This window comes from Pseudomonas sp. 51_B (assembly GCF_017491595.1).
GTDB classification, from domain to species: domain Bacteria; phylum Pseudomonadota; class Gammaproteobacteria; order Pseudomonadales; family Pseudomonadaceae; genus Aquipseudomonas; species Aquipseudomonas promysalinigenes.
Genome location: NZ_JAFGYW010000033.1, coordinates 1 through 20,913, shown reverse-complemented (window position 1 = coordinate 20,913; position 20,913 = coordinate 1). Strand labels below are relative to the sequence as shown.

The following is a 20,913-nucleotide window of genomic DNA, read 5'->3' as shown; positions in this document are numbered from 1 at the left end:
TTCCGGCATAGCCAGCACCGTCTCGCCGATAACGTTACAAGCCCTCCAGCTCGGCCATCAGGTCACTCAGCCGATCAATCTTCGCCTCATCCACCTCACGCCCCTGCAATCCACGCACATACTCGGCCAACTCCTCCACCGTGCTGCACTCGAACATCGCTCGCAGCGGCACGTTCAACTGCAACTGCTTCTGCACACGCGAGGCAATCTGCGTGGCCAGCAGCGAATGCCCGCCCAGTTCGAAGAAGTTGTCTCGCACACCTACCCGCTCGGATTTGAGCACATCGGCCCAAATAGCGGCTAGTACCCCTTCCAGTTCATCGCGCGGCGCCAGGTACGCCTGGCTGTGCTGGGCACCTATCTCGATGGCAGGCAATGCCTTGCGGTCGAGCTTGCCGTTGGCGTTGTGGGGCAGGCTGGCGAACCAGGCCCAGTGCAGTGGCACCATGTAGTCCGGGAGCTGTGCACGCAGGCGCTGTCTGACCTGTTCCAGCAGTGCCCCATCGGCCTCGACGTCCTGATGGGCTACCAGGTAGCCAACCAAATGCTTGCCGTTGGGGCCTTCTTGTACCCCCACTGCTGCATCGCGAACCTCGGCCTGCTCGTGCAGGCGCGCCTCGATCTCACCCAGTTCGATGCGGTAGCCGCGAATCTTCACTTGGTGGTCGATACGCCCGACATATTCGAACACTCCGTTCGGGCGCTGCCGGGCCAGGTCCCCGGTACGGTACAGGCGCTCGCCAGGCGCTCCGTGCGGATGCGGGATAAAGGCCAGTGCCGTGCGCGCCGGATCGCCAACATAGCCGCGGCCCACGCCGGTGCCGGCAACGCACAACTCGCCCACTGCCCCCAGGGGCACCAGGGCCTGATCATCGCCGTACAGGTAAAGGCGGTTGTTGTCAGTCGGTGTGCCGATGGGCAGGTAGCTGCCACGGGTCGATTCGCTGTCGACCCGGAAGAAGGCCACGTCGTCGGAGCACTCAGCCGGCCCGTAGGCGTTCACCAGGCCTATCTGCGGGTAACGTCGCAGCCATTGCGCCGCCAGCTCCGGCGGCATCGCCTCGCCGGTGGGCAACATCCAGCGCAGGCCATCGAGCGCCTGGTGGTCGTTGGCCAGCATGCCTTGGATCAGCGAAGGCACGCTTTCCAGGACGGTGATGCCAGTGGCCTGCACGTGGGCCAGCAATGCGTGTGGGTCATGGGCGATGGCGTTGGGCACGATCTGCACCCTGGCTCCGAACAACGGCGCGGCCAGGAACTGCCAAACCGAGATGTCGAAGCTTTGCGATGCGGTCTGGGCGATCACGTCGTGCGCGCTCAACGCCAGGTACGGCACCTTGCTCAACTGGTTGTTGAGCATGCCGCGCTGCTCGACCATCACACCCTTGGGCAGCCCGGTGGACCCGGAGGTGTAGATCACGTAGGCCAGGTTGTCCGGCCCACTGTGAATGCCTGGGTTGTGGCTGGCGATGCTGCTGCCCTGCACCTCTTCCCACACCAGCAACTGCGGCCGTGGCACATCGACCAGCTCATCCAGTAACTGGCGAGCCTGCGCGGCGCAGCCCGCGCTACACACCAATACCGGCGTGCGGCTGAGCTCGACGATGCGCTGCAGGCGCGCCGACGGCAGGCTTGGATCCAGAGGCAGGTAGCCGGCGCCGGCCTTGAAGCTGCCGACGATCATGCCCAGCAACGGTAAGCCGCGCTCGGCCAGCAAGGCAACCGGCTGGTCGACGGCCACACCGGTCGCGACCAAGGCGTGGCCGAGGCGGTTGGCCGCCTGGTTCAGCCCGGCATAGTCATAGGATGCGTCCAGGCAACGGGCTACGATGCGCTCAGGATGGGCAGCGACCTGCGCTTCGAACAGGGCCACATAGCTTTGCGCCAAGGGGTAGTCACGCTGGGTGCGGTTGCAGCTTTCCAGCAGCAAGCGCTGTTCCTCCTCGCCCAGTAATGGCAACTCACTCATCTGCCCCTCGAAGCCCTGCACCAGGGCCAGCAGCAGGCGCTTGAACTCGGCCAGCAAGCGCTCGACGGTGGCGTAGTCGAAGTAGCGCTGGTCGAACGACAGGTGCAGCCCCAGGTCATCGCCTGGATAGCACACCGCCGTCAGCGGGAAGTTGGTGTGTGTACGGCCCGAGTCGGAGCTGGCATTGAGGTGCTGGGCATGGTCGAGCACCGCAGTTTCAACCGGCGCATTCTCGAACACGAACAGGCTGTTGAACAGCGGTTGCCCCTTGGGCAGCTCGCTGCACTCCTGAATCGCCACCAACGGCAGGTACTCGTACTCGCGCAGTTCCATGTTGCGCTCGAGTACGCCGTGCAACCACTGGCGCACTGTGCAGCGCTGGCCAGGCTCGGGCAGTTGCACACGCAAGGCGATACTGTTGATGAACAGGCCAACCGTACGCTGCATTTGCGGCATGCTCACCGGGCGCCCGGCTACGGTCACGCCGAAGGCGACGTCACGATCGCCACTGTAGCGCGACAGCACGAGCGCCCAGGCCGCCTGGGCGAACGTATTGATGGTCAGTTGGTGAGCCTGTGCCAGTTCACGCAGGCGCACTCCGTCGCTGATCTGCAGGCGCGTGTAGCAGTCGCCTACCACCATGCCGTCACCGGCGTGGTCGTTGCGCAGCGGACGGTCGCTGGGCAGCGCCGTGGCGCGCTCGAAGCCGGCCAGGTTGGCCTGCCACCAGGCGCGTGCCTGGTCCATGTCCTGACGTTGCAGCCAACCGATATAGTCGCGATAGCGCGGCGGCACCGGCAACTGCGCCTGGCGGCCTTCGCCCAGCGCCTGGTACAACACGAAGAAATCGTTCATCAACAGTGAACGGCACCAGGCATCGATGAGGATGTGGTGGTTGCTCATCATGAACCAGTAGCGCTCGTCAGCGACCCGCACCAGGCGCAGGTGGAACGGCGCCTCCTGCAGCAGGGCAAAGCCCGCCTCCCGCTCCTGCTTGTGCAAGGCTTGCAGGCGCGCCTCCTGGGCCGCCTCATCGAGGCCGCGCCAGTCCTGATAGTCCACCGGGGTGTTGCCCGGCTTGTGGATGATCTGCAGCATCGTCTGGCCGGCGTTCCAGCTGAACGATGCGCGCAACGCTTCATGCCGTGCCACCACGGCTTGCCAGGCCTTGGCGAAACGCTCAGGGTCCAGGGCGCTGTTGATGCGGTAGCGGTCCTGCATGTAATACAAACCAGTGCCCGGTTCCAGCAGGGTATGCAGCAGCATGCCCTCCTGCATCGGCGTCAGCGGATAGACATCTTCAATTTGGCCAGCAGGCACGGGCAGTGCATCGATCTGCGCCTGGGTCAGATGGGCCAGAGGGAAGTCCGATGGCGTGAAGCTGCCATTGCCATCGACCAGGCAGTGGTCGATGAGTGCCAGCAGTTCCTGGCGGTAGGCCTCGGCCAACTGCGCGATGGTTCGCGCGTCGTAGCGTTCACGGCTGTAGGTCCAACGCAGTTGCAGGGCACCGCCGTAGACCTGGCCATCGACACTGAGCCAGTTGGGCAACGGCGCATCCAGATCATGAGCCAACCCGGCGGGGGCATCCAACGGCAGGAACAAGGCTGCCTCGTCGAACTGCTGGTCGAACTGGCCCAGGTAGTTGAAGGTGATGCGCGCCTGGGGCAGCGCCGCAAGGCGCTCGCGGCTGGCCGCATCGCCCAGGTAGCGCAGCACGCCGTAGCCCAGCCCCTTGTGTGGCACCTCACGCAATTGCTCTTTGATGCGTTTGAGCGAAGTGGCTCGCGCAGCATCGTCGTCACCGGCCTGTGGGTGCAGGCGCAGCGGGTAGGCATTGGTGAACCAGCCGACGCTGCGGGTCAGGTCCATGTCTTCGAACAGGCCATCACGGCCGTGACCTTCCAGCTGTATCAGTACTTGCTGATCACCGCTCCAGCGGCACAGCGTGCGGGCCAGCGCAGTCAGCAGCAGATCGTTGACCTGGGTGTGGTAAGCCGCCGGCGCCTGCTGCAGCAATTGCCGGGTCTGCTCAACGTCCAGGCCAATGGCCAGGGTGTCGGCATGCCGATTCAGGTTGCCACCCTGTGGGTGATCGCAGGGCAGTTCCTGGCGCACGCCGCCAAGCTGGCCTTGCCACCACCCCAGTTCGTCGCGTAGCGAATCACTGCCGGCGTAGCTGGCAAGTCGCGCGGCCCAGTCAGCCATGGCGTGGGTCTTGGCCGGTAGCGGCTGACCACGGTAAAGCGCCTGCAGATCTTCGAGCAACACACGCCAGGACACACCATCGACCACCAAGTGGTGGATCACCAGCAGCAGGCGCTGCGCGCCATGCCCGTCGGTGGCCAGCAAGGCGCGCAGCAGCGGGCCTTGTTCCAGGTTCAGGCTGCGTTGCACGTCGGTGTACAGCGCCTGGCAGTCAGCGAAATCGGCCACTGTAGCCGTCCACAGCAGCTGCTCGGCAGACGGCACGGCAAAAACGGCCTGGCGTTGACTGAAGCGCAGACGCAGGCTGTCATGGTGAGCCACCAGGCCGGCCAATGCTTGCTCGAATCTGGCGTGATCCAGCGGCTCGCGTACCTGAAGCAGCACTGCCTGGTTCCAGTGCTGGGGGTGCGGCAGGTCGCCGTCGAAGAACCAGTGCTGGATCGGCGTAAGGCCGCTGCGCCCAGTGCGTGGCCCTTGCTCGATGCTGCTCGGCGTTTCGCTGCGGCTGACTACGCTGGCCAGGGTCTGGATGGTCTGGTGTTGGAACAGGTCGCGAGGGGTGAATTGCAGGCCCAATTGACGCGCGCGGCTGACCACCTGAATCGACAGGATCGAGTCGCCGCCCAGCTCGAAGAAGTTGTCCTGCACACCGACCTGCGAAGCGTTGAGCACCTCGCGCCAGATTTGCGCCAATTGCTGCTCCAGCTCATTGGCCGGGGCCTGGTAATGCTGGCGGGCCTGCTCCAGGTCCGGTGCTGGCAATGCGCGGCGGTCGAGCTTGCCATTGCCCATCAGCGGCAGGCTTTCGAGCAGTACCCAATGCGCGGGCACCATGTAGTCCGGCAGATGCTGACGCGCATCGGCCTTGACCGCTTCACGCAGCCTGGCCTGCGCTTGGCTGTCGGCAGCGGCCTGTTTGCACACCAGGTAACCGACCAGTTGCTTGCCGCCCGTCAGGTCCAGGGCCAGAACCACTGCCTCGTCGACATCGGCATGCGCTTGCAGGCGGCTTTCGATTTCGCCCAGCTCGATGCGGAAGCCACGAATCTTCACCTGCTGGTCGGCGCGACCTACGTACTCCACCAAGCCATCGGCACGCAGGCGTACCAGGTCGCCCGTGCGGTACAGGCGCCCGCCGTCCCGGCTGAACGGGTCGGCGACAAAGCGCTCGGCACTCAGGCCAGGGCGGTCGTGGTAGCCCTGGGCCAGGCCGGCACCACCGATATAGAGCTCGCCGATGCCCCCTTGCGGCAGCAAGGCCAGGTCTTGATCGAGAATGTACGCCGTACGGGCACCGATCACTTGGCCGATCGGCACACTGCCTGCATCCTCAGGCATGCTCTGAGGCGCCAGGCACGCCAGCGGCATGACCACGGTTTCGGTGGGGCCATAGGCGTTGAAGAACTGCTGCGGGGCGAAGGCTTGGCGAATACGCTGCAGATGCTCGCCAGTCAATGCCTCGCCGCCCGTGATCACCAGCCGCACCGGCAGTTGCTCGCCCTGCCCGGCCAGGTACTGGGCCAACTGGCTGCCATAGCTGGGGGTGAAGCCGAGCACGCTCACCTGCTGCTCGCGCACCAGTTGGCAGATGTCTTCAGCACCCCACTGGCCTTGGGCACGCAGCACCACACGGGCGCCACACAACAACGGCACCAGCAGACGCTCACTGGCGGCGTCGAAGTTGATCGAGTAGAAGTGCAGCTCGCAGTCATCACTGCGCATGCCAAAGGCTTCGATCACTGCCTGGCAGTGCATGGCGATTTCCCCGTGGCTGACCACCACCCCCTTGGGCTTGCCGGTGGAACCAGAGGTGTAGATCAGGTAGGCCTGATGTTGCGGCAGGTTGAGGTTGTCCAGGGGCGTATCGCTGAAGGCCGACAGCTTCGCCGCATCGGCTTCCAGGCTCCAGCGGGCCACACCGGCAGGCAGCTCGCCAAGAGTTTCGAGCAACGCTTGCTGGCTCAGCAGCAGGCCGATGCGGCTGTCTTCGATCATGTAACGCAAACGGTCGAGCGGGTATTCAGGGTCCAGCGGCACATAGGCGCCACCGGCCTTGAGGATGGCCAGCAGGCCGACCACCATTTCCAGCGAGCGCTCCAGTGCTAGGCCTACGCGCACTTGTGGGCCGACTCCCCGCTCGCGCAGCGCCCGGGCCAGGCGGTTGGCCTGCCGGTCGAGTTCGGCATAGGTCAGGTGCTGGCCAGCGAAGGTCAGCGCCCCGGCGTGCGGGGTACGCGCAGCTTGGGCGGCGAACAGGCCGTGAATTGTCTGGTCGAGGGGCATGTCCTGCTCACCCTGCAACTGGCCGATCAGTACCTGCTGTTCGGCAACCGCCAACATCGGCAGCTCGCACAGCCTCTGCTGCGGATTGTCGAGCAGCCCCGCCAGCAGCTGTTGCCAATGCTCGGCCATACGGGCAATGCGCGGCTCGTCGAACAGGTCGCGGCTGTAGGTCAGGCAGCAGCCCAGGCGACCATCCAGGTCAGTGACCTCCAGGTACAGGTCGAACTTGGTGGCGCTGGCGTCGTTGACTAGGTAATCCACCTGCATGCCGGCCAGTGTCCGGCTCTGCTGGAAGGCCCAGCGCTGCACGTTGCACATCACCTGGAACAGCGGATTGTAAGCGCTGCTGCGCGGAGGCTGCAGGGCCTCCACCAACTGGTCGAACGGCAGGTCCTGGTGCGACTGGCCCTCGATGGCGGCCTGGCGTACCTGCTCCAGCAACGCGCCAGCCGTCATTTGCCCGTCCACTTCGCAGCGCAATACCTGGGTGTTGAGGAAGGCGCCGATCAGGCCTTCGCTTTCCGGGCGGATGCGGTTGGCCACCGGGGCGCCGATGCGCAGGTCACGTTGGCCACTGTAACGGTGCAGCATTGCAGCCAGCGTGGCGGTCATGGTCATGAACAGGGTCAGCCCACGCTCGTTGTTGAAAGCGTGCACGCGGGCGACTAGCGCTGGGTCCAGGTCGAAACGGTACAGCGCGCCACGATGGCTTTGCACTGCTGGACGCGGGCGGTCTGTGGGCAGTGCCAGTACCGGGTGTTCATCACCCAGGCGGTTCTTCCAGTAGGCCAACTGGCGCGCGCCCTCACCGCTTTCCAGCCATTGTCGTTGCCACACGCTGTAGTCCAGGTATTGCACCGGCAGCGGCGCCAAGGGCGAATCGCGGTCATCGACGAAGGCTTCATAGAGCTCGCCCAGTTCGCGGGCGAAGATGTCCATGGCCCAGCCTTCGGTGACGATGTGGTGCAAGGTCAGCACGAAGAAGTGCTCACGGTCCTGGGTCTTGGCCAGGCAGGCGCGCAGCAGCGGGCCTTGCTCCAGATCGAATGGCTGGTGGGCCTGGTCATCGGCCAGTTGTTGCAAGCGCTGTTGACGGGTATCGGGTGGCAAGGCACTGAAGTCCTGCCAGTCCAGCTGCAGGCCACTGTTGTCAAACACGCATTGGTAGGGCACGCCATCGATGCTTGGGAAGGTGGTGCGCAGGGTTTCGTGGCGCACGATCAGCGCCTGCAATGCACGCTCGAAGGCGTCTACATGTAGGGTACCGCGCAGGCGCGCCATGCCGCCGACGTTGTAGGCCGGGCTGTCCGGCTCCATTTGCCAGAGGAACCACATGCGCTGCTGCGAATACGACAACGGCACGGCCTGACGGCGGTCGACACGCTCGATTTCGCCTTGCAGGTTGCGCTCGCCGGCGGCGCGGATGCGTGCGATCTGGGCACAGAACGCGCCGAGCTCGCTGGCTTCAAACAAGGCCTTGAGCGGCAGCTCGACGTCACAAGCCTGGCGGCTGCGGGAGACGATCTGGGTGGCCAGCAGCGAGTGTCCGCCCAGGGCGAAAAAGTCGTCCTGCAGGCCGACACGCGGCAGGTTCAGCACCTCACGCCAAATGGCAGCGACCTGCTGTTGCAGTTCGGTTTTTGGCTCGACGTGTCCGCGTTGTTGCCACACCGGGGCCGGCAGCGCCTTGCGGTCGACTTTGCCGCTGGGGCCCAGTGGCATCTGTGCCAGCGCAGTGAGTTGCGCCGGTACCATGTAGGCGGGCAGTTGTTCAGCCAGCACCGCCAGCAACTCGGCGGGCTGAGCATTGCCGCTGTAGTAGCCGACCAGTTGCGCGCCGACGGCATCCTTGTGAATCAGTACCAGTGCCTGCTCGACACCGGCCTGGGCCAACAGGCAGGCCTGTACTTCTTCAGGCTCGACACGGAAGCCGCGCACCTTCACCTGCTGGTCGAGGCGACCAAGGTACTCCAGGGCCTCAAGCTGAACCTGCCAGCGGGCGCGGTCGCCGCTGCGGTAGAGGCGTTCGCCATTACCGTCGGCCTGGGGCACGAAGCGTTCGGCAGTAAGGCCTGGGCGGCCCAGATAGCCACGGGCCAGGCCTGCGCCACCGAGGTACAGCTCGCCCGGTACGCCGGGGGCCGTCAGCTCCAGCTCATCGTCCAGCACGCGGCACAGCACATTGCCCAACGGGCGGCCGATGGGCGAGCGCTCGCCATCGGCCACCTGGCAGTGCCAGTGGGTGACGTTGATGGCGGTTTCGGTCGGGCCATAGCGGTTGTGCAGTTGCACCTGCGGTAGCACTTGCAACACGCGGTCGCGCAAGGCGGCAGACAGTGCTTCGCCGCCCGAGAACACGCGGCGCAGGCTGTTACAGGCGAGCACCTGGGGCTCCTGGACGAACACTTGCAGTAGCGGCGGCACGAAGTGCAGCGTGGTCACGCCATGGGCCTGCACCAGCGCAGCGATGCGCTGCGGGTCGCGGTGCTCGCCGGGGCCGGCCAGTACCAGCTTGCAACCAACGACCAGCGGCCAGAAGCATTCCCATACCGATACGTCGAAGCTGATCGGCGCCTTCTGCATCAGTACGTCGCTGTCATCGAGCGCATAGCAGGCCTGCATCCACTGCAAGCGTTCTGCCAGTGCCGCATGGGTGTTGCCCACGCCTTTGGGCTGGCCAGTGGAGCCGGAGGTGTAGATCACGTAGGCCAGATTGTCGCCGTGCAAATGCAGGCCCGGTGCCTGGCTTGGCCAGCTGTCCAGGTGCAGTTGGTCGAGGGCGATGGCACTGACGCCATCGAGCTGCGGCAATGTGCCGAGCAGGCTGCTGTGGCTGAGCAATAGGCTGGCCTGGCAATCGCCAAGCATATACGCCAGGCGCTCAGCCGGATAATCGACATCCAGCGGCACATAGGCGCCGCCAGCCTTGAGGATGGCCAGCAGGCCGACCAGTAATTGTGGCGACCGCTCAACGGCGATGGCCACGCAAGTGTCGGGGCCGACGCCTTTATCGCGCAGATAATGCGCCAGGCGGTTGGCCTGCTGATGCAACTCGGCGTAGCTGAGGCTGCCGCCCTCCCAGACCAGTGCGGTGCGCTCCGGGGTCAACCGGGCCTGTTCGTTGAGCTGCTCGACCAGCAGGCGCTGCGGGGTCGGCGCAGGTGCTTCACCCCAGGCCAGCAGTTGCTGGCGAGCCTGCTCATCCAGCAGTTGAACGTCGCCCAACGGCAGGTGCGGCTGGGCACAGACTTGCTCGAGCAGTGCCAGCAGGTGCTGGGCCAGACGCTCGACGGTGCTGGCTTCGAACAACTCGGCGGCATAGTCGAAAGCCAGGCTCAGGCGGCCCTGGTGGTCCTCTTCACTGTGCAATTGCAGGTCGAACTTGGCTTCGCGACTGTGCCACGGCAGCTCCTCGGCCAACAGGCCAGGCAGGCGGCGCAAGGCCGACAGGTCGCGCTGCTGGTGGTTGAACATGACCTGGAACAGGCCCTGCTCCCGCGCTTGAGGCAGGGCTTCGAGCAACTGCTCGAACGGCAGGTCCTGGTTGGCCTGGGCGTCGAGGGTCGCACCGCGCACCTGGGCCAGCAACTGCGTGAACGGCAGGCGGCCATTGAGCTGCGCTCGCAGTACCTGAGTGTTGATGAAGAAACCGACCATGCCTTGGGTTTGCTGGCGCGGGCGGTTGGCGTTGGGCACGCCAACGCGGATGTCACCCTGGCCGGTATAGCGGTGCAACAGGCATTGCCAGGCAGCCAGCAGGACCATGAACAGGCTGGTCTGCTGTTCGCGCGCCAGGCCCTTGAGGGCATCGCCCAGCTTGGCCGGCACTTTCACGCTCAGCCGCTCGGCACGGTGCTCACGCAGGCTGGAGCGCGGCAGGTCCGGGTGCAGGTCGAGCACTGGCGAGGTTTCGCCCAAGGCGGCTTTCCAGTGCGCCAGCTGGCGCTCACCCTCGCCCGCGGCCAGCCATTGACGCTGCCAGGTGCCGTAGTCGGCATAGCCCAGGGTCAACGGCGCCAGCTTGGCGTCCAGGCCCTGGCAACGGGCGGCATACAGTTTGGCGAACTCGTCGAGCAGAATGTTCAGCGACCAGCCATCGGCAACGATGTGATGCAAGGTCACCCAAAGCTGGTGGTCTTCGTCATCCAAATGCACCAAGGTCACCCGCAACAATGGCCCTTGGGTCAGATCGAAGGGTTGCATGGCCTCCTGCTCCCGGCGCGTGGCAACCCGCTCAGCTTCCACGCCTCGCAAGTCCAGGCGCTGCAAAGTGAACGGATGAGCTGGCAAAACGCGCTGCAAGGCCTGGCCATCTTGCTCGCTGAATACCGTGCGCAGCGCTTCGTGACGGTCCACCAGCGCCTGGAAAGCGCCCTCAAGTGCAGCTTCATCCAGTTCACCGCGCAGGCGCAGCCCAGCGGGAATGTTGTAGGCCGCAGACTGCGGTTGAAGTTGCCAGGTCAGCCACAAACGGTTCTGTGCCAACGACTGTGGCAACGCCTGTGTCCGGCTCAGTGCAGCGATGGCGCCGGGGGCACCAGCACCTCTGCCGAGCATGGCCGCTACGCGTGCGCTGTACTCGGCTAGCGTTGGAGCTTCGAATAAGGTCCGTAGGCTCAGCTCGATCGCCAGCTCTTCGGCCAGGCGTGCAGTGACTTGGGTGGCGGCGATGGAATTGCCGCCCAGCAGCAGGAAGTGATCGTCAGCGGCAACGGCTTGGACCTTGAGCACTTCGCGCCAGATGCCGGCGACACGCTCCTGCACTTCGTCGCTCGGCGCCGCGCAAGCAGATGGCTCGGCAGCCATCGGGAAGCGTGCATAGCAGTCAAGGGTGCCATCAAGCATACGCAGCCGGCAGGCCGAGCGCTGCAGCTTGCCACTGGAGGTCTTTGGCAGAGCGCCTGGGTTGAGCAGCAGAACCACGGCCGGCGCCTGGCGACAGGCATCGGCGATGACGTGGCGCAATGATTTGATCAATGCCTGGGGTTCGACAGCCCGCTGCACGTTGCGGCTGACCTCCACCGCTACGCCGATACCCTCCTCGCCCTGATCAGTCACGGCAAATACCGCCACGCGCCCCTTGCGCAGGCCTTCTACCTCACGCTCAAGGGTCTTCTCCACGTCTTGCGGGTACAGGTTCTGGCCGCGAACGATCAGCATGTCCTTCAGACGCCCTGTGACGAATACCTCACCCTCACGCATGAAGCCAAGGTCACCGGTACGCAGCCAGGTCTGGCCATCCATCTGCACGAAGGTGCGCGCCGTGGCTTCTGGGTTGCGCCAGTAGCCCAGGGCGATGCTCGGCCCACTTGCCCAGATCTCCCCCACATGGTTGTCGGCCAGCACCTTAAGGTGCTGTGGCTCGACGATGCGCACCCCATGGCCCGGCTGGGGGTAGCCGCAGCTCATCAGCACGCTGCCATTGCCGGCTTCGGCGCGGTTGGCGGCGAGCGCCTCGGCGTCCAGCGCCAAGGCACCGATACCTTGGCCGCGTCGGCTGCCACTGACGAACAAGGTGGCTTCGGCCAAGCCATAGCTGGCAAAGAAGCTGCTCGGCTGAAAACCGCACGCGGCGAAGCGCTCGGCAAAGCTAGCCAGGCTGTCCTGACGGATAGGCTCGGAACCGGAATACGCCACCCGCCAGCGGCTCAGATCCAGCCCGGCCAGGCCAGCCTCGCTGACCCGTTCGCTGCACAGCCGGTAGGCAAAATCCGGCCCGCCGCTGATGGTGCCGCCGTACTCGCTGATCGCCTGCAACCAGCGCAGCGGCCGAGCCAGGAAGTAGCTCGGCGACATCAGCACACAGGGCACGCCACTGAAAATCGGCTGCAGCAGCCCGCCGATAAGACCCATGTCGTGGTACAGCGGCAGCCAGCTGACGATCACATCGTCAGGGTTGAGGTCAATGCCAAAGCCCGCGCGGATCAACTGCTCGTTGGCCACCAGATTGCCGTGGCTTACCTGCACGCCTTTGGGCAGCGCGGTCGAGCCGGAGGTGTATTGCAGGAAAGCGATGTCATCGGCCTGCAACACAGGTGCCTGCCAGCCATCGGCCAAGGCCGGGTCCAGCTGATCCACCGCCAGCAGCTCGGGGGCCTTGTCGCCGCTCAACGCCTCAAGCCCTAGCAGACTGTCGTGCAACGCCGAGACGGTCAGCAACAGGCGCGGCTCGGCATCATCGATGATCGACACCAGGCGCTCTTGGTGATGGGTGCGTGAGGACTCTGGTGGATAGGCAGGCACGGCAATGATGCCAGCGTACAGGCAACCGAAGAACGCCGCGACGTAATCTGGGCCACTGGGGAACAGCAGCACCGCCCGCTCGGCAAACCCGGCACGGGCCTGCAACGCCGTAGCGATGGTGCGCGCACGGGTATCCAGGTCGCGATAGCTGAGCACGGCCTGCTCGCCTGGGGTGTCGGCCAGAAAACGCAGGGCGATGCGATCCGGGGTCAGCGCGGCGCGTTGCGCCAGGGCCTGGACCAGCGAGAGCGGGAGTTCGAAGGCGTCCGTCATGGGGGTTCCTGCCAGTGTCTGGTGAGTCGGGCTGGCTGCCACGCATTGGGTCGGCGGGCAGCTGCAGCGGCCGGATGTACACAGGTGAACGGATGGGCGCGTCAGGAAATTAGCGCCTTAAGTGGCGGCAGAGGGTGAACTGCATCACGCGGATCGGCTTAGAACTGAAACTAATAGAAACTCATTAACTTTCGTATTTGACAATCATTATCATTATGAATAGCTTGTCGCACGTCGTAGGCAGCCCCCCCCCTGGGTGGGCTCCTTCCCCTCCGAGACAAGGTGATTTCCATGGCGGAACAACTATCCACAAGTAAGTGCGATTCACCCCTGCTCCAGGCATTCGTCGACAACCGCAGCATTCTGGTCAAGATCGCAGCCCGCATCACCGGCTGTCGCTCGCGCGCCGAAGACGTGGTGCAAGATGCCTTTTTCCGGCTTAGCGCCGCCCCACAGATCACTTCCTCGTTCAAGGCGCAGCTCAGCTATCTGTTCCAGATCGTGCGCAATCTGGCCATCGACCATTACCGCAAGCAGGCCATGGAGCTGAAGTATTCGGGTAGCGAAGAAGAAGGCCTGAACGTGGTCATTCCCAATGCCTCTCCTGAAGCTACGCATATCAACCTGGCGGCGCTGGAGCACATCGCCGAGGCGCTCAGCGAGCTACCTCAGCGCACCCGTTACGCGTTCGAGATGTACCGCCTGCATGGCGTGCCGCAGAAAGACATTGCCAAGGAGCTGGGGGTATCGCCCACTTTGGTCAACTTCATGATCCGCGATGCTTTGGTGCATTGCCGCAAGACCAGCAACCGGCAGGCCTGAAGCAGCGGCGCTGGCGTGCTCGCGGGTACATCCGCTCCATCAGGCCTGCGCGGGTTTTGCCCTAGGCGCCAACCTGTAGGAGCGGCTTCAGCCGCCAAGCAGGCGGCGCGAAATCAAGCCAGCTTGCAGTGATCGAAGAACCGCTCTCGCCCCAGGATCATCAGCGCCGCGCGCTTGTGAGGAAAATCGAACTCTTTTTCGCAATGAAAGCACTGGTCATGCATGTAGCCGATCATCCTGCCGTTGTCGGCACGCGGCTCTGCCACCACGCGCTGGGTACGAGGATCATCCAGGAACAGATAGTGCACCAGCGCCGATAACCAGCTGGCGACTTTGTGCGGGCCGCGGTGCGCTTCTTCTCCCACCAGCATGTGAATGCCCCGGTCGTAATCACCCGCTGCGTAGAACGGCGCGATGCGGTCTTCCTTGGCCCAGTACGCTTCGAAGTAGGCGAACGGTTGGTCATCGAAACAACCGATCAGGGTTAGGGCGTGGGGGTCGGCCTCAAGCTTGGCCAAGTACTCCCGGTGCTGCTCCAACGAGCCTGCCTCCTGCCAGAACTTCTCCACCCGCGGGTTGTTCTGCCAGCGATTGAACCGTTCCACGTCCTGGTCGATTTCCAAGGTGCGCAGCGATACCCATGCGCCCAGGCGTGCATCGAACCTGCGATACACCTCGCCACGCGGCTTGGGTGGCCGGCGCGGGTGGCGCTTGCCATCGCTGAGCTGCATGAGTTGCGGGTAGGCGTCACCTGTCGCAGTGCCCAGCCACGGCTGCGGCAACTGCCAGAACGATGCACGCTCGCACAACAATACGCCTGGCTGCTCGGTGGCCAGCAACAGGCCGCTGGCCAATGCTTCAGGCACACAGGCCACAGTGTGCAAAGCCAGGCGCTGGCGCGTGGGGTCACGCGACAGCAGCCAATAGCAGGCAGCCCACAGCGCCTGCATAGCTCGCTCCTGGCACAGCGAACGCACATGGGCGTGCAGGGTGTCGCCTGGCTCCAGGTGCAGCTGGATCAGAGGCCTGCCATCGAGGTTCAGGCGCAGCCAGCCATCGCCCTCCTCGGCCTTAAGGGTGTGCCAACGGGGTAAGGACAAAGGCTGCGAAGCGGCATCGAAGGGCATGGTCATGGCTCACGGCAAGATGAAAGAAAGGCTCACTGCTCAGGACGTGCCGGTGCCAGGGGAATTTAGTCGCTCGGGGTGGTGACGATGATCCGGTAGGGCCGGAAAATCCGCGCCAGTTCACCCGAGTCACGCAAGTCGCGCATCAGTTTGGCGAACTGGCGATCGCCGATGGGGGCATCAGGGCGAAGCAATGCGTAGTGGTGATAGACCTGATCGACGCGCTGCGAGGCGACTAGCTGACTGACGCTTTCAGGGTTGCGGGCAAGGAAGTCACTCAGGTACGAGCGCGTCACCAAGGCGATGTCGGAGCGCCCGGCCTGGACCATGAGCAGGTTGCTGTCGTGTGAGTAGGTCAGCGTCGCGTTGTAAGCCTTGCGCAGGTAATTGGGGTCAGGGTTGAAGTTGGCGAAGGCGTAGTGGTAACCGTTGAACAGCGCCAGCCGCTTGCCTGCGAGGCTATCGAAGTAGTGCTGATCACCGGCGTTGGCTTGGCTGGCGACGAACACTTCGGCATCCTCAAGGCCCATGTCCACCGTCTGATGGGGAATTTGCTGCCAGCCCCATTCGGGGTTCTCGAAAATCGCCATATCGGTGCGTGCCTGCTGGAAGTCCCCAAAGCGCCGCTGAATGGACGTGGGCACCAGCACAAAGCGGTAGTCTTGCTGCAGGCGATTCAAGGCCTCGACCAGCTGCGGCAGCAGACCGGTATCGGCGCCTTGTTCCGGGCGGACGGTATAGGGCGGGAAATGTGCGGCGCCAATCTTCACATCGATAGCGTCGCCAGCCCATGCTGGCTCTGCCAGCCAAGTTGCAGCCAGCATCAACAGTGTTGCAATTGCCTTCAGGCTGGGCGCGGGAGTCAAAGCGGACACTCTTAACGGTTCTTACCTGGATGCGCTTAAGCTAGGCGTTTTCCCGATACGGCACAACTGCTGGTTGCGCCAAAGTGAGGGCATTTTGCCAGTGGATGCTATGTAGCCAGACATTGGCTACGCTGCTTTGGCATGTATGGCGAGGGAGCCTGGTATGGGCCATTGGTTGGTGATCGACCTGGAAGCCACCACCGATGATGGTGGCTGGCCGGTCACGGAGATGGAAATCATTGAAATCGGCGCCAGCCTGGTGACCCGCGAAGGCCGCGAAGTGGACCACTTCCAGCGCTTCGTGCGGCCCCGGCGGCGGCCGCAGCTGACCTCGTTCTGCCGGGAGCTGACGCACATCAGCCAGGCCGAGATCGACAGTGCCGCAGCCTTCCCCGAGGTGTGGGGGCGTTTCGAGCGCTGGCTGGAGCACCATCGTGGGCAACTGCAGGCCTGGGTCAGCTGGGGTGATTACGACCGCCAGCAACTGCTGCAGGAGTGGCACCAGCATGCGCTCGACAGCCTGTTGCGCGAACTGCCGCACATCAACCTCAAGCAGCGCTTCGCCAAGGCCCGCCATCTGCAGCGCCCGACCGGGCTCAATGGCGCGCTGCAACTGGCGGGCATGCACTTCTGTGGGCAGCAGCACCGCGCCCTGGAAGACGCGCGCAATACCGCCCGCCTGCTGCCCTTGAGCCTGCCGGCCAATGGCCCCTGAAAGCAGATGACGGGGGCAAAGGGCTTGGGCATACTGGCCAGCCCTTTTTCACCCCTATTCTTTCAGGAGTCGCCCCATGTTCCAGGTCAATGAGTACTTCAACGGCAGCGTCAAGTCGGTCGCCTTCACTGGCGAAGAAGGCCCTGCCACCGTGGGTGTGATGGCCCCGGGCGAATACGAGTTCGGCACCGCCAAGCGCGAAATCATGCATGTGGTTTCCGGCGCCCTGACCGTGAAGCTGCCAGGTAGCGACAACTGGGAAACCTTCAAGGCTGGCGACAAATTCAACGTGCCGGCCGACAGCAAGTTCCAGCTGCAGGTGAAAGTCGATACCGCCTACCTGTGCGAATACCGCGACTAAGCGCCGGCCTGCACTGGCCTTTTCGCGGGTGAACCGGCTTCTACAGGCGATCGCAGCAATCCTGTAGCAGCCGGTTCACTTGCGAAGCCTTCAGCCCCGCCCCTTCAGGAAATCCGCCACTTTTTCGGCCGCTGCCTGCATGTGCTGCGCATGGCTGAACCCGGAAGCCTTCAGCGGCTTCAAGTCGTGATCCCCCGCCACCAGCCAGCTCACCTGTATCGACGGTGACAGCGCATACCCCCCAACAGCTTCACGATTACCCAGCGCATCCCGCTCGCCCTGCATGATCAGCGTGCGCGTCTTGAGCGCGGCCAGGTGCTCGACCCTGGGCTTGAGGGGTTTGCCCACGGCATAGAATGGATACCCCAGGCACACCAGTGCATCGGCTCCCAACTCGTCGGCCAGCAAGCTCGCCATGCGCCCGCCCATCGACTTGCCGCCAATGGCCAGCCTGCCCGTGACCAATGGTCGCACCTGCTGATAAACGTGGCGCCAGCAGTCCAGCAAAACCGCCTGCGGGTTGGGCGGCCGCTTGCCACCGCCGCTACGCCTCTGGGCCATATAGGGGAACTCGAAGCGCACGACCCCGACCCCAAGCGCCGCCAGCCTTTGCGCCATGTCGTTCATGAAGTCGCTGTCCATCGGTGCGCCGGCACCATGAGCCAGAATCAGGCACACCGATTCATCACTGCGACCGCCATCGAGTGGTGGGTCGCAGTGCAAGCCTGGGACATTTCCAACCTGCCCCCATTGATCCCCGTCAATACAGGCACTACGCCCATTACTCATGCTTGCCTCGCTGTAAAGCCTGCCAAAATAACCGTGGATGGGAACCCATACATGAACACAACCAGCAGTACCGCCTATAACTACAAGGTGGTCCGCCAATTCGCCATCATGACGGTGGTGTGGGGAATCGTCGGGATGGGGCTCGGCGTATTCATCGCCGCCCAGCTCGCCTGGCCTTCCCTGAACTTCGACCTCCCCTGGACCAGCTTCGGCCGCCTGCGTCCCCTGCATACCAATGCAGTGATCTTCGCCTTCGGCGGCTGTGCGCTGTTCGCGACCTCCTATTATTCGGTGCAACGCACCTGCCAGACCACCCTCTTCGCGCCGGGCCTGGCGGCGTTCACCTTCTGGGGGTGGCAATTGGTGATCCTGCTGGCAGCCATTACCCTGCCGCTGGGCTACACCAGCTCCAAAGAATATGCCGAGCTGGAATGGCCGATCGACATTCTGATCACCATCGTCTGGGTGAGCTACGCCATCGTGTTCTTCGGCACGCTGATCAAGCGCAACACCAAGCACATCTATGTGGGCAACTGGTTCTTCGGGGCGTTCATCCTCACCGTAGCGATGCTGCACATCGTCAACAACCTGGAATTGCCGGTCAGCCTGACCAAGTCTTACTCGATCTACGCCGGGGCCACCGACGCCATGGTGCAATGGTGGTACGGCCACAATGCCGTGGGCTTTTTCCTCACGGCAGGCTTTCTGGGCATGATGTACTACTACGTGCCCAAACAGGCCGAGCGCCCGGTGTATTCCTATCGCCTGTCCATCGTCCACTTCTGGGCGCTGATCACGCTCTACATCTGGGCCGGCCCGCACCACCTGCACTACACCGCCCTGCCAGACTGGGCACAGTCGCTGGGCATGGTGATGTCGCTGATCCTGCTGGCGCCAAGCTGGGGCGGCATGATCAACGGCATGATGACCCTCTCGGGCGCCTGGCACAAACTGCGCAGCGACCCGATCCTGCGTTTTCTGGTGGTGTCGCTGGCGTTCTACGGCATGTCCACGTTCGAAGGCCCGATGATGGCCATCAAGACGGTCAACGCCCTGTCCCACTACACCGACTGGACCATTGGCCACGTACATGCCGGCGCCTTGGGCTGGGTGGCGATGATTTCCATTGGCGCGCTGTATCACACCCTCCCGAAAGTATTCGGCAAACAGCAGATGCACAGCATCGGCCTGATCAACGCGCACTTCTGGTTGGCGACCATCGGCACCGTGCTGTACATCGCCTCGATGTGGGTCAACGGCATCGCCCAAGGGCTGATGTGGCGTGCGGTAAACAGCGACGGCACGCTGACCTACTCGTTCGTGGAAACCCTGGTGGCCAGCCACCCAGGGTTCATCGTGCGCTTCGTCGGCGGCGCCATTTTCCTCAGCGGCATGTTCCTGATGGCCTGGAACACCTGGCGTACCGTGCGTTCGCCAGCGCTCGCCGCCGCCCCTGCGAATGCCCAGCTGGCTTGAGGAGACCTGCCTGATGAAACATGAAGTCATCGAGAAAAACGTAGGCCTCTTGGCCCTGCTGATGGTGTTCGCCGTGAGCATCGGCGGCCTGACCCAGATCGTCCCGTTGTTCTTCCAGGACGTTACCAACAAGCCGGTCGAGGGCATGAAACCTTACACCGCGCTGCAACTGGAAGGCCGCGATATCTACATCCGCGAAGGCTGCGTTGGCTGCCATTCGCAGATGATCCGACCGTTCCGCGCCGAAACCGAACGCTATGGCCATTATTCGGTGGCCGGTGAGAGTGTCTGGGACCACCCATTCCTGTGGGGCTCCAAGCGTACCGGGCCGGACCTGGCCCGCGTCGGCGGCCGCTACTCTGACGACTGGCACCGTGCGCACCTGTACAACCCGCGCAACGTGGTACCGGAGTCGAAGATGCCGGCCTACCCCTGGCTGGTGGCCGCAAAGGTCGACAACAGCCACACCGACACCAAGATGCGCACCCTGCGCACACTGGGCGTGCCATACACCGACCAGGACATTGCCGGGGCCCGTGACGCGGTCAAAGGCAAGACCGAGATGGACGCCCTGGTCGCCTACTTGCAGGTGCTGGGCACCGCTATCAAGAACAAGAGGTAACCCCATGGAAATCGATATCGGCATGATCCGTGGCCTGGGCACCTTGGTGGTGATGGTCGCCTTCATTGGCCTGTCGCTGTGGGTATTCAACCGTCGCCGCGACCATGATTTCGCCGAAGCGCGCCTGCTGCCCTTCGTCGACGACCGCCTGCCCCCTGCCGGGCAGGAACCTGCTGCCAAGACTGCGGCTGTGAGGAGCAAAGCGCAATGAGCACCTTTTGGAGTACCTATATCAGCGTACTGACCCTCGGCAGCCTGATCGGCCTGGCGTGGCTGCTGTTGTCGACCCGCAAGGGCCAGAGCAACAGCACCACTGACCAGACCATGGGGCACAGTTTCGATGGCATCGAGGAATACGACAATCCGCTGCCCAAATGGTGGTTCTGGCTGTTCGTTGGCACGTTGATGTTCGGCGCCGGCTACTTGGTGCTGTATCCGGGCCTGGGCAACTGGAAAGGCATCCTGCCTGGCTATGAAAATGGCTGGACCGGCGCCAATGAATGGCAAAAGGAAATGGAAAAGGCCGACGCAAAGTTCGGCCCGATCTTCGCCAAGTACGCCGCGATGCCGGTCGAGGAGGTCGCCAAGGACCCACAAGCCCTGAAAATGGGCAGCCGCCTGTTCGCCTCCAACTGCTCGGTGTGCCACGGCTCGGATGCCAAAGGGGCGTATGGCTTCCCCAACCTGACCGACCAGGACTGGCGCTGGGGCGGTGATCCTGAAACCATCAAGGCCTCGATCATGAACGGCCGCCACGGCGTCATGCCTGCATGGGTGGAGGTAATCGGTGATCAGGGCGTGGCCGATGTTGCCGCCTTCGTGCTGACCAACCTGGACGGCCGCAGCCTGCCCGAAGGGGTCAAGGCCGACCCGGTCAAGGGCAAGGAAATCTTCGCCGGCAATTGCGTGGCCTGCCATGGGCCAGAGGGCAAAGGCACACCTGCCATGGGAGCGCCGAACCTTACCCACCCGCAGGCGTTCATCTATGGTTCGAGCTTTGCCCAGTTGCAGCAGACCATTCGCTACGGCCGCCAAGGGCAGATGCCGGCCCAGGCGGACATTCAAGGCAATGACAAGGTGCACTTGCTGGCAGCTTATGTGTATAGCCTGTCGCAGCCTGCTGTATCGCTCTCCGCCCAGTAACACCTCGGGGCCGTCC

11 protein-coding genes are annotated in these 20,913 nt (G+C 63.8%); 7 read left to right on the top strand and 4 right to left on the bottom strand.

Annotated features, from left to right (window positions below):
* Window positions 1-34: 34 nt before the first annotated feature.
* Window positions 35-12,976: a non-ribosomal peptide synthetase gene (locus J5M56_RS21955; protein ID WP_207937783.1), complete on the bottom strand. Its 12,942-nt coding sequence runs from the start codon at window positions 12,974-12,976 to the stop codon at window positions 35-37.
* Between the two features lie 291 nt (window positions 12,977-13,267).
* Between J5M56_RS21955 and J5M56_RS21950 the strand changes: the two genes are divergently transcribed.
* Complete coding sequence (locus J5M56_RS21950) at window positions 13,268-13,798, top strand: RNA polymerase factor sigma-70 (RefSeq protein ID WP_186478444.1); 531 nt, start codon at window positions 13,268-13,270, stop codon at window positions 13,796-13,798.
* A gap of 113 nt (window positions 13,799-13,911) precedes the next feature.
* Here J5M56_RS21950 and J5M56_RS21945 read toward each other — a convergent pair whose 3' ends face one another.
* On the bottom strand, window positions 13,912-14,925 hold the full coding sequence (locus J5M56_RS21945; protein ID WP_207937792.1) for a GNAT family N-acetyltransferase: 1,014 nt from the start codon (window positions 14,923-14,925) through the stop codon (window positions 13,912-13,914).
* Window positions 14,926-14,990: 65 nt separating this feature from the next.
* Window positions 14,991-15,791: an ABC transporter substrate-binding protein gene (locus J5M56_RS21940; RefSeq protein ID WP_060479568.1), complete on the bottom strand. Its 801-nt coding sequence runs from the start codon at window positions 15,789-15,791 to the stop codon at window positions 14,991-14,993.
* Between the two features lie 163 nt (window positions 15,792-15,954).
* On the opposite strand from J5M56_RS21940, the gene J5M56_RS21935 reads away from it, so the two are divergent.
* Both J5M56_RS21935 and J5M56_RS21930 read left to right on the top strand, forming a co-directional pair.
* Complete coding sequence (locus tag J5M56_RS21935) at window positions 15,955-16,506, top strand: exonuclease domain-containing protein (protein WP_207937782.1); 552 nt, start codon at window positions 15,955-15,957, stop codon at window positions 16,504-16,506.
* A 76-nt stretch (window positions 16,507-16,582) separates the two neighbouring features.
* Window positions 16,583-16,867: a pyrimidine/purine nucleoside phosphorylase gene (locus tag J5M56_RS21930; RefSeq protein ID WP_060479566.1), complete on the top strand. Its 285-nt coding sequence runs from the start codon at window positions 16,583-16,585 to the stop codon at window positions 16,865-16,867.
* 90 nt (window positions 16,868-16,957) lie between these two features.
* Here the strand turns inward: J5M56_RS21930 and J5M56_RS21925 are convergent, their stop codons facing one another.
* Window positions 16,958-17,656, bottom strand: a complete 699-nt coding sequence (locus J5M56_RS21925; protein WP_186478446.1) for an alpha/beta family hydrolase — start codon at window positions 17,654-17,656, stop codon at window positions 16,958-16,960.
* Window positions 17,657-17,707: 51 nt separating this feature from the next.
* Between J5M56_RS21925 and ccoN the strand changes: the two genes are divergently transcribed.
* Genes ccoN through ccoP form a run of 4 tightly spaced genes read left to right on the top strand, consistent with a single transcriptional unit; the run spans window position 17,708 to window position 20,897 of the window.
* Entirely contained in the window at window positions 17,708-19,132 is a 1,425-nt protein-coding gene (gene ccoN / locus J5M56_RS21920; RefSeq protein WP_186478447.1) for a cytochrome-c oxidase, cbb3-type subunit I, read from the top strand.
* A gap of 13 nt (window positions 19,133-19,145) precedes the next feature.
* Window positions 19,146-19,754, top strand: coding sequence for a cytochrome-c oxidase, cbb3-type subunit II (gene ccoO / locus J5M56_RS21915; RefSeq protein WP_060479563.1), 609 nt, complete (start codon window positions 19,146-19,148; stop codon window positions 19,752-19,754).
* A gap of 4 nt (window positions 19,755-19,758) precedes the next feature.
* Window positions 19,759-19,965, top strand: a complete 207-nt coding sequence (locus tag J5M56_RS21910) for a cbb3-type cytochrome c oxidase subunit 3 (RefSeq protein ID WP_060479562.1) — start codon at window positions 19,759-19,761, stop codon at window positions 19,963-19,965.
* Complete coding sequence (gene ccoP, locus J5M56_RS21905; protein ID WP_207937781.1) at window positions 19,962-20,897, top strand: cytochrome-c oxidase, cbb3-type subunit III; 936 nt, start codon at window positions 19,962-19,964, stop codon at window positions 20,895-20,897. Before J5M56_RS21910 ends, ccoP begins: the two co-directional genes overlap by 4 nt.
* Window positions 20,898-20,913 lie beyond the last annotated feature (16 nt).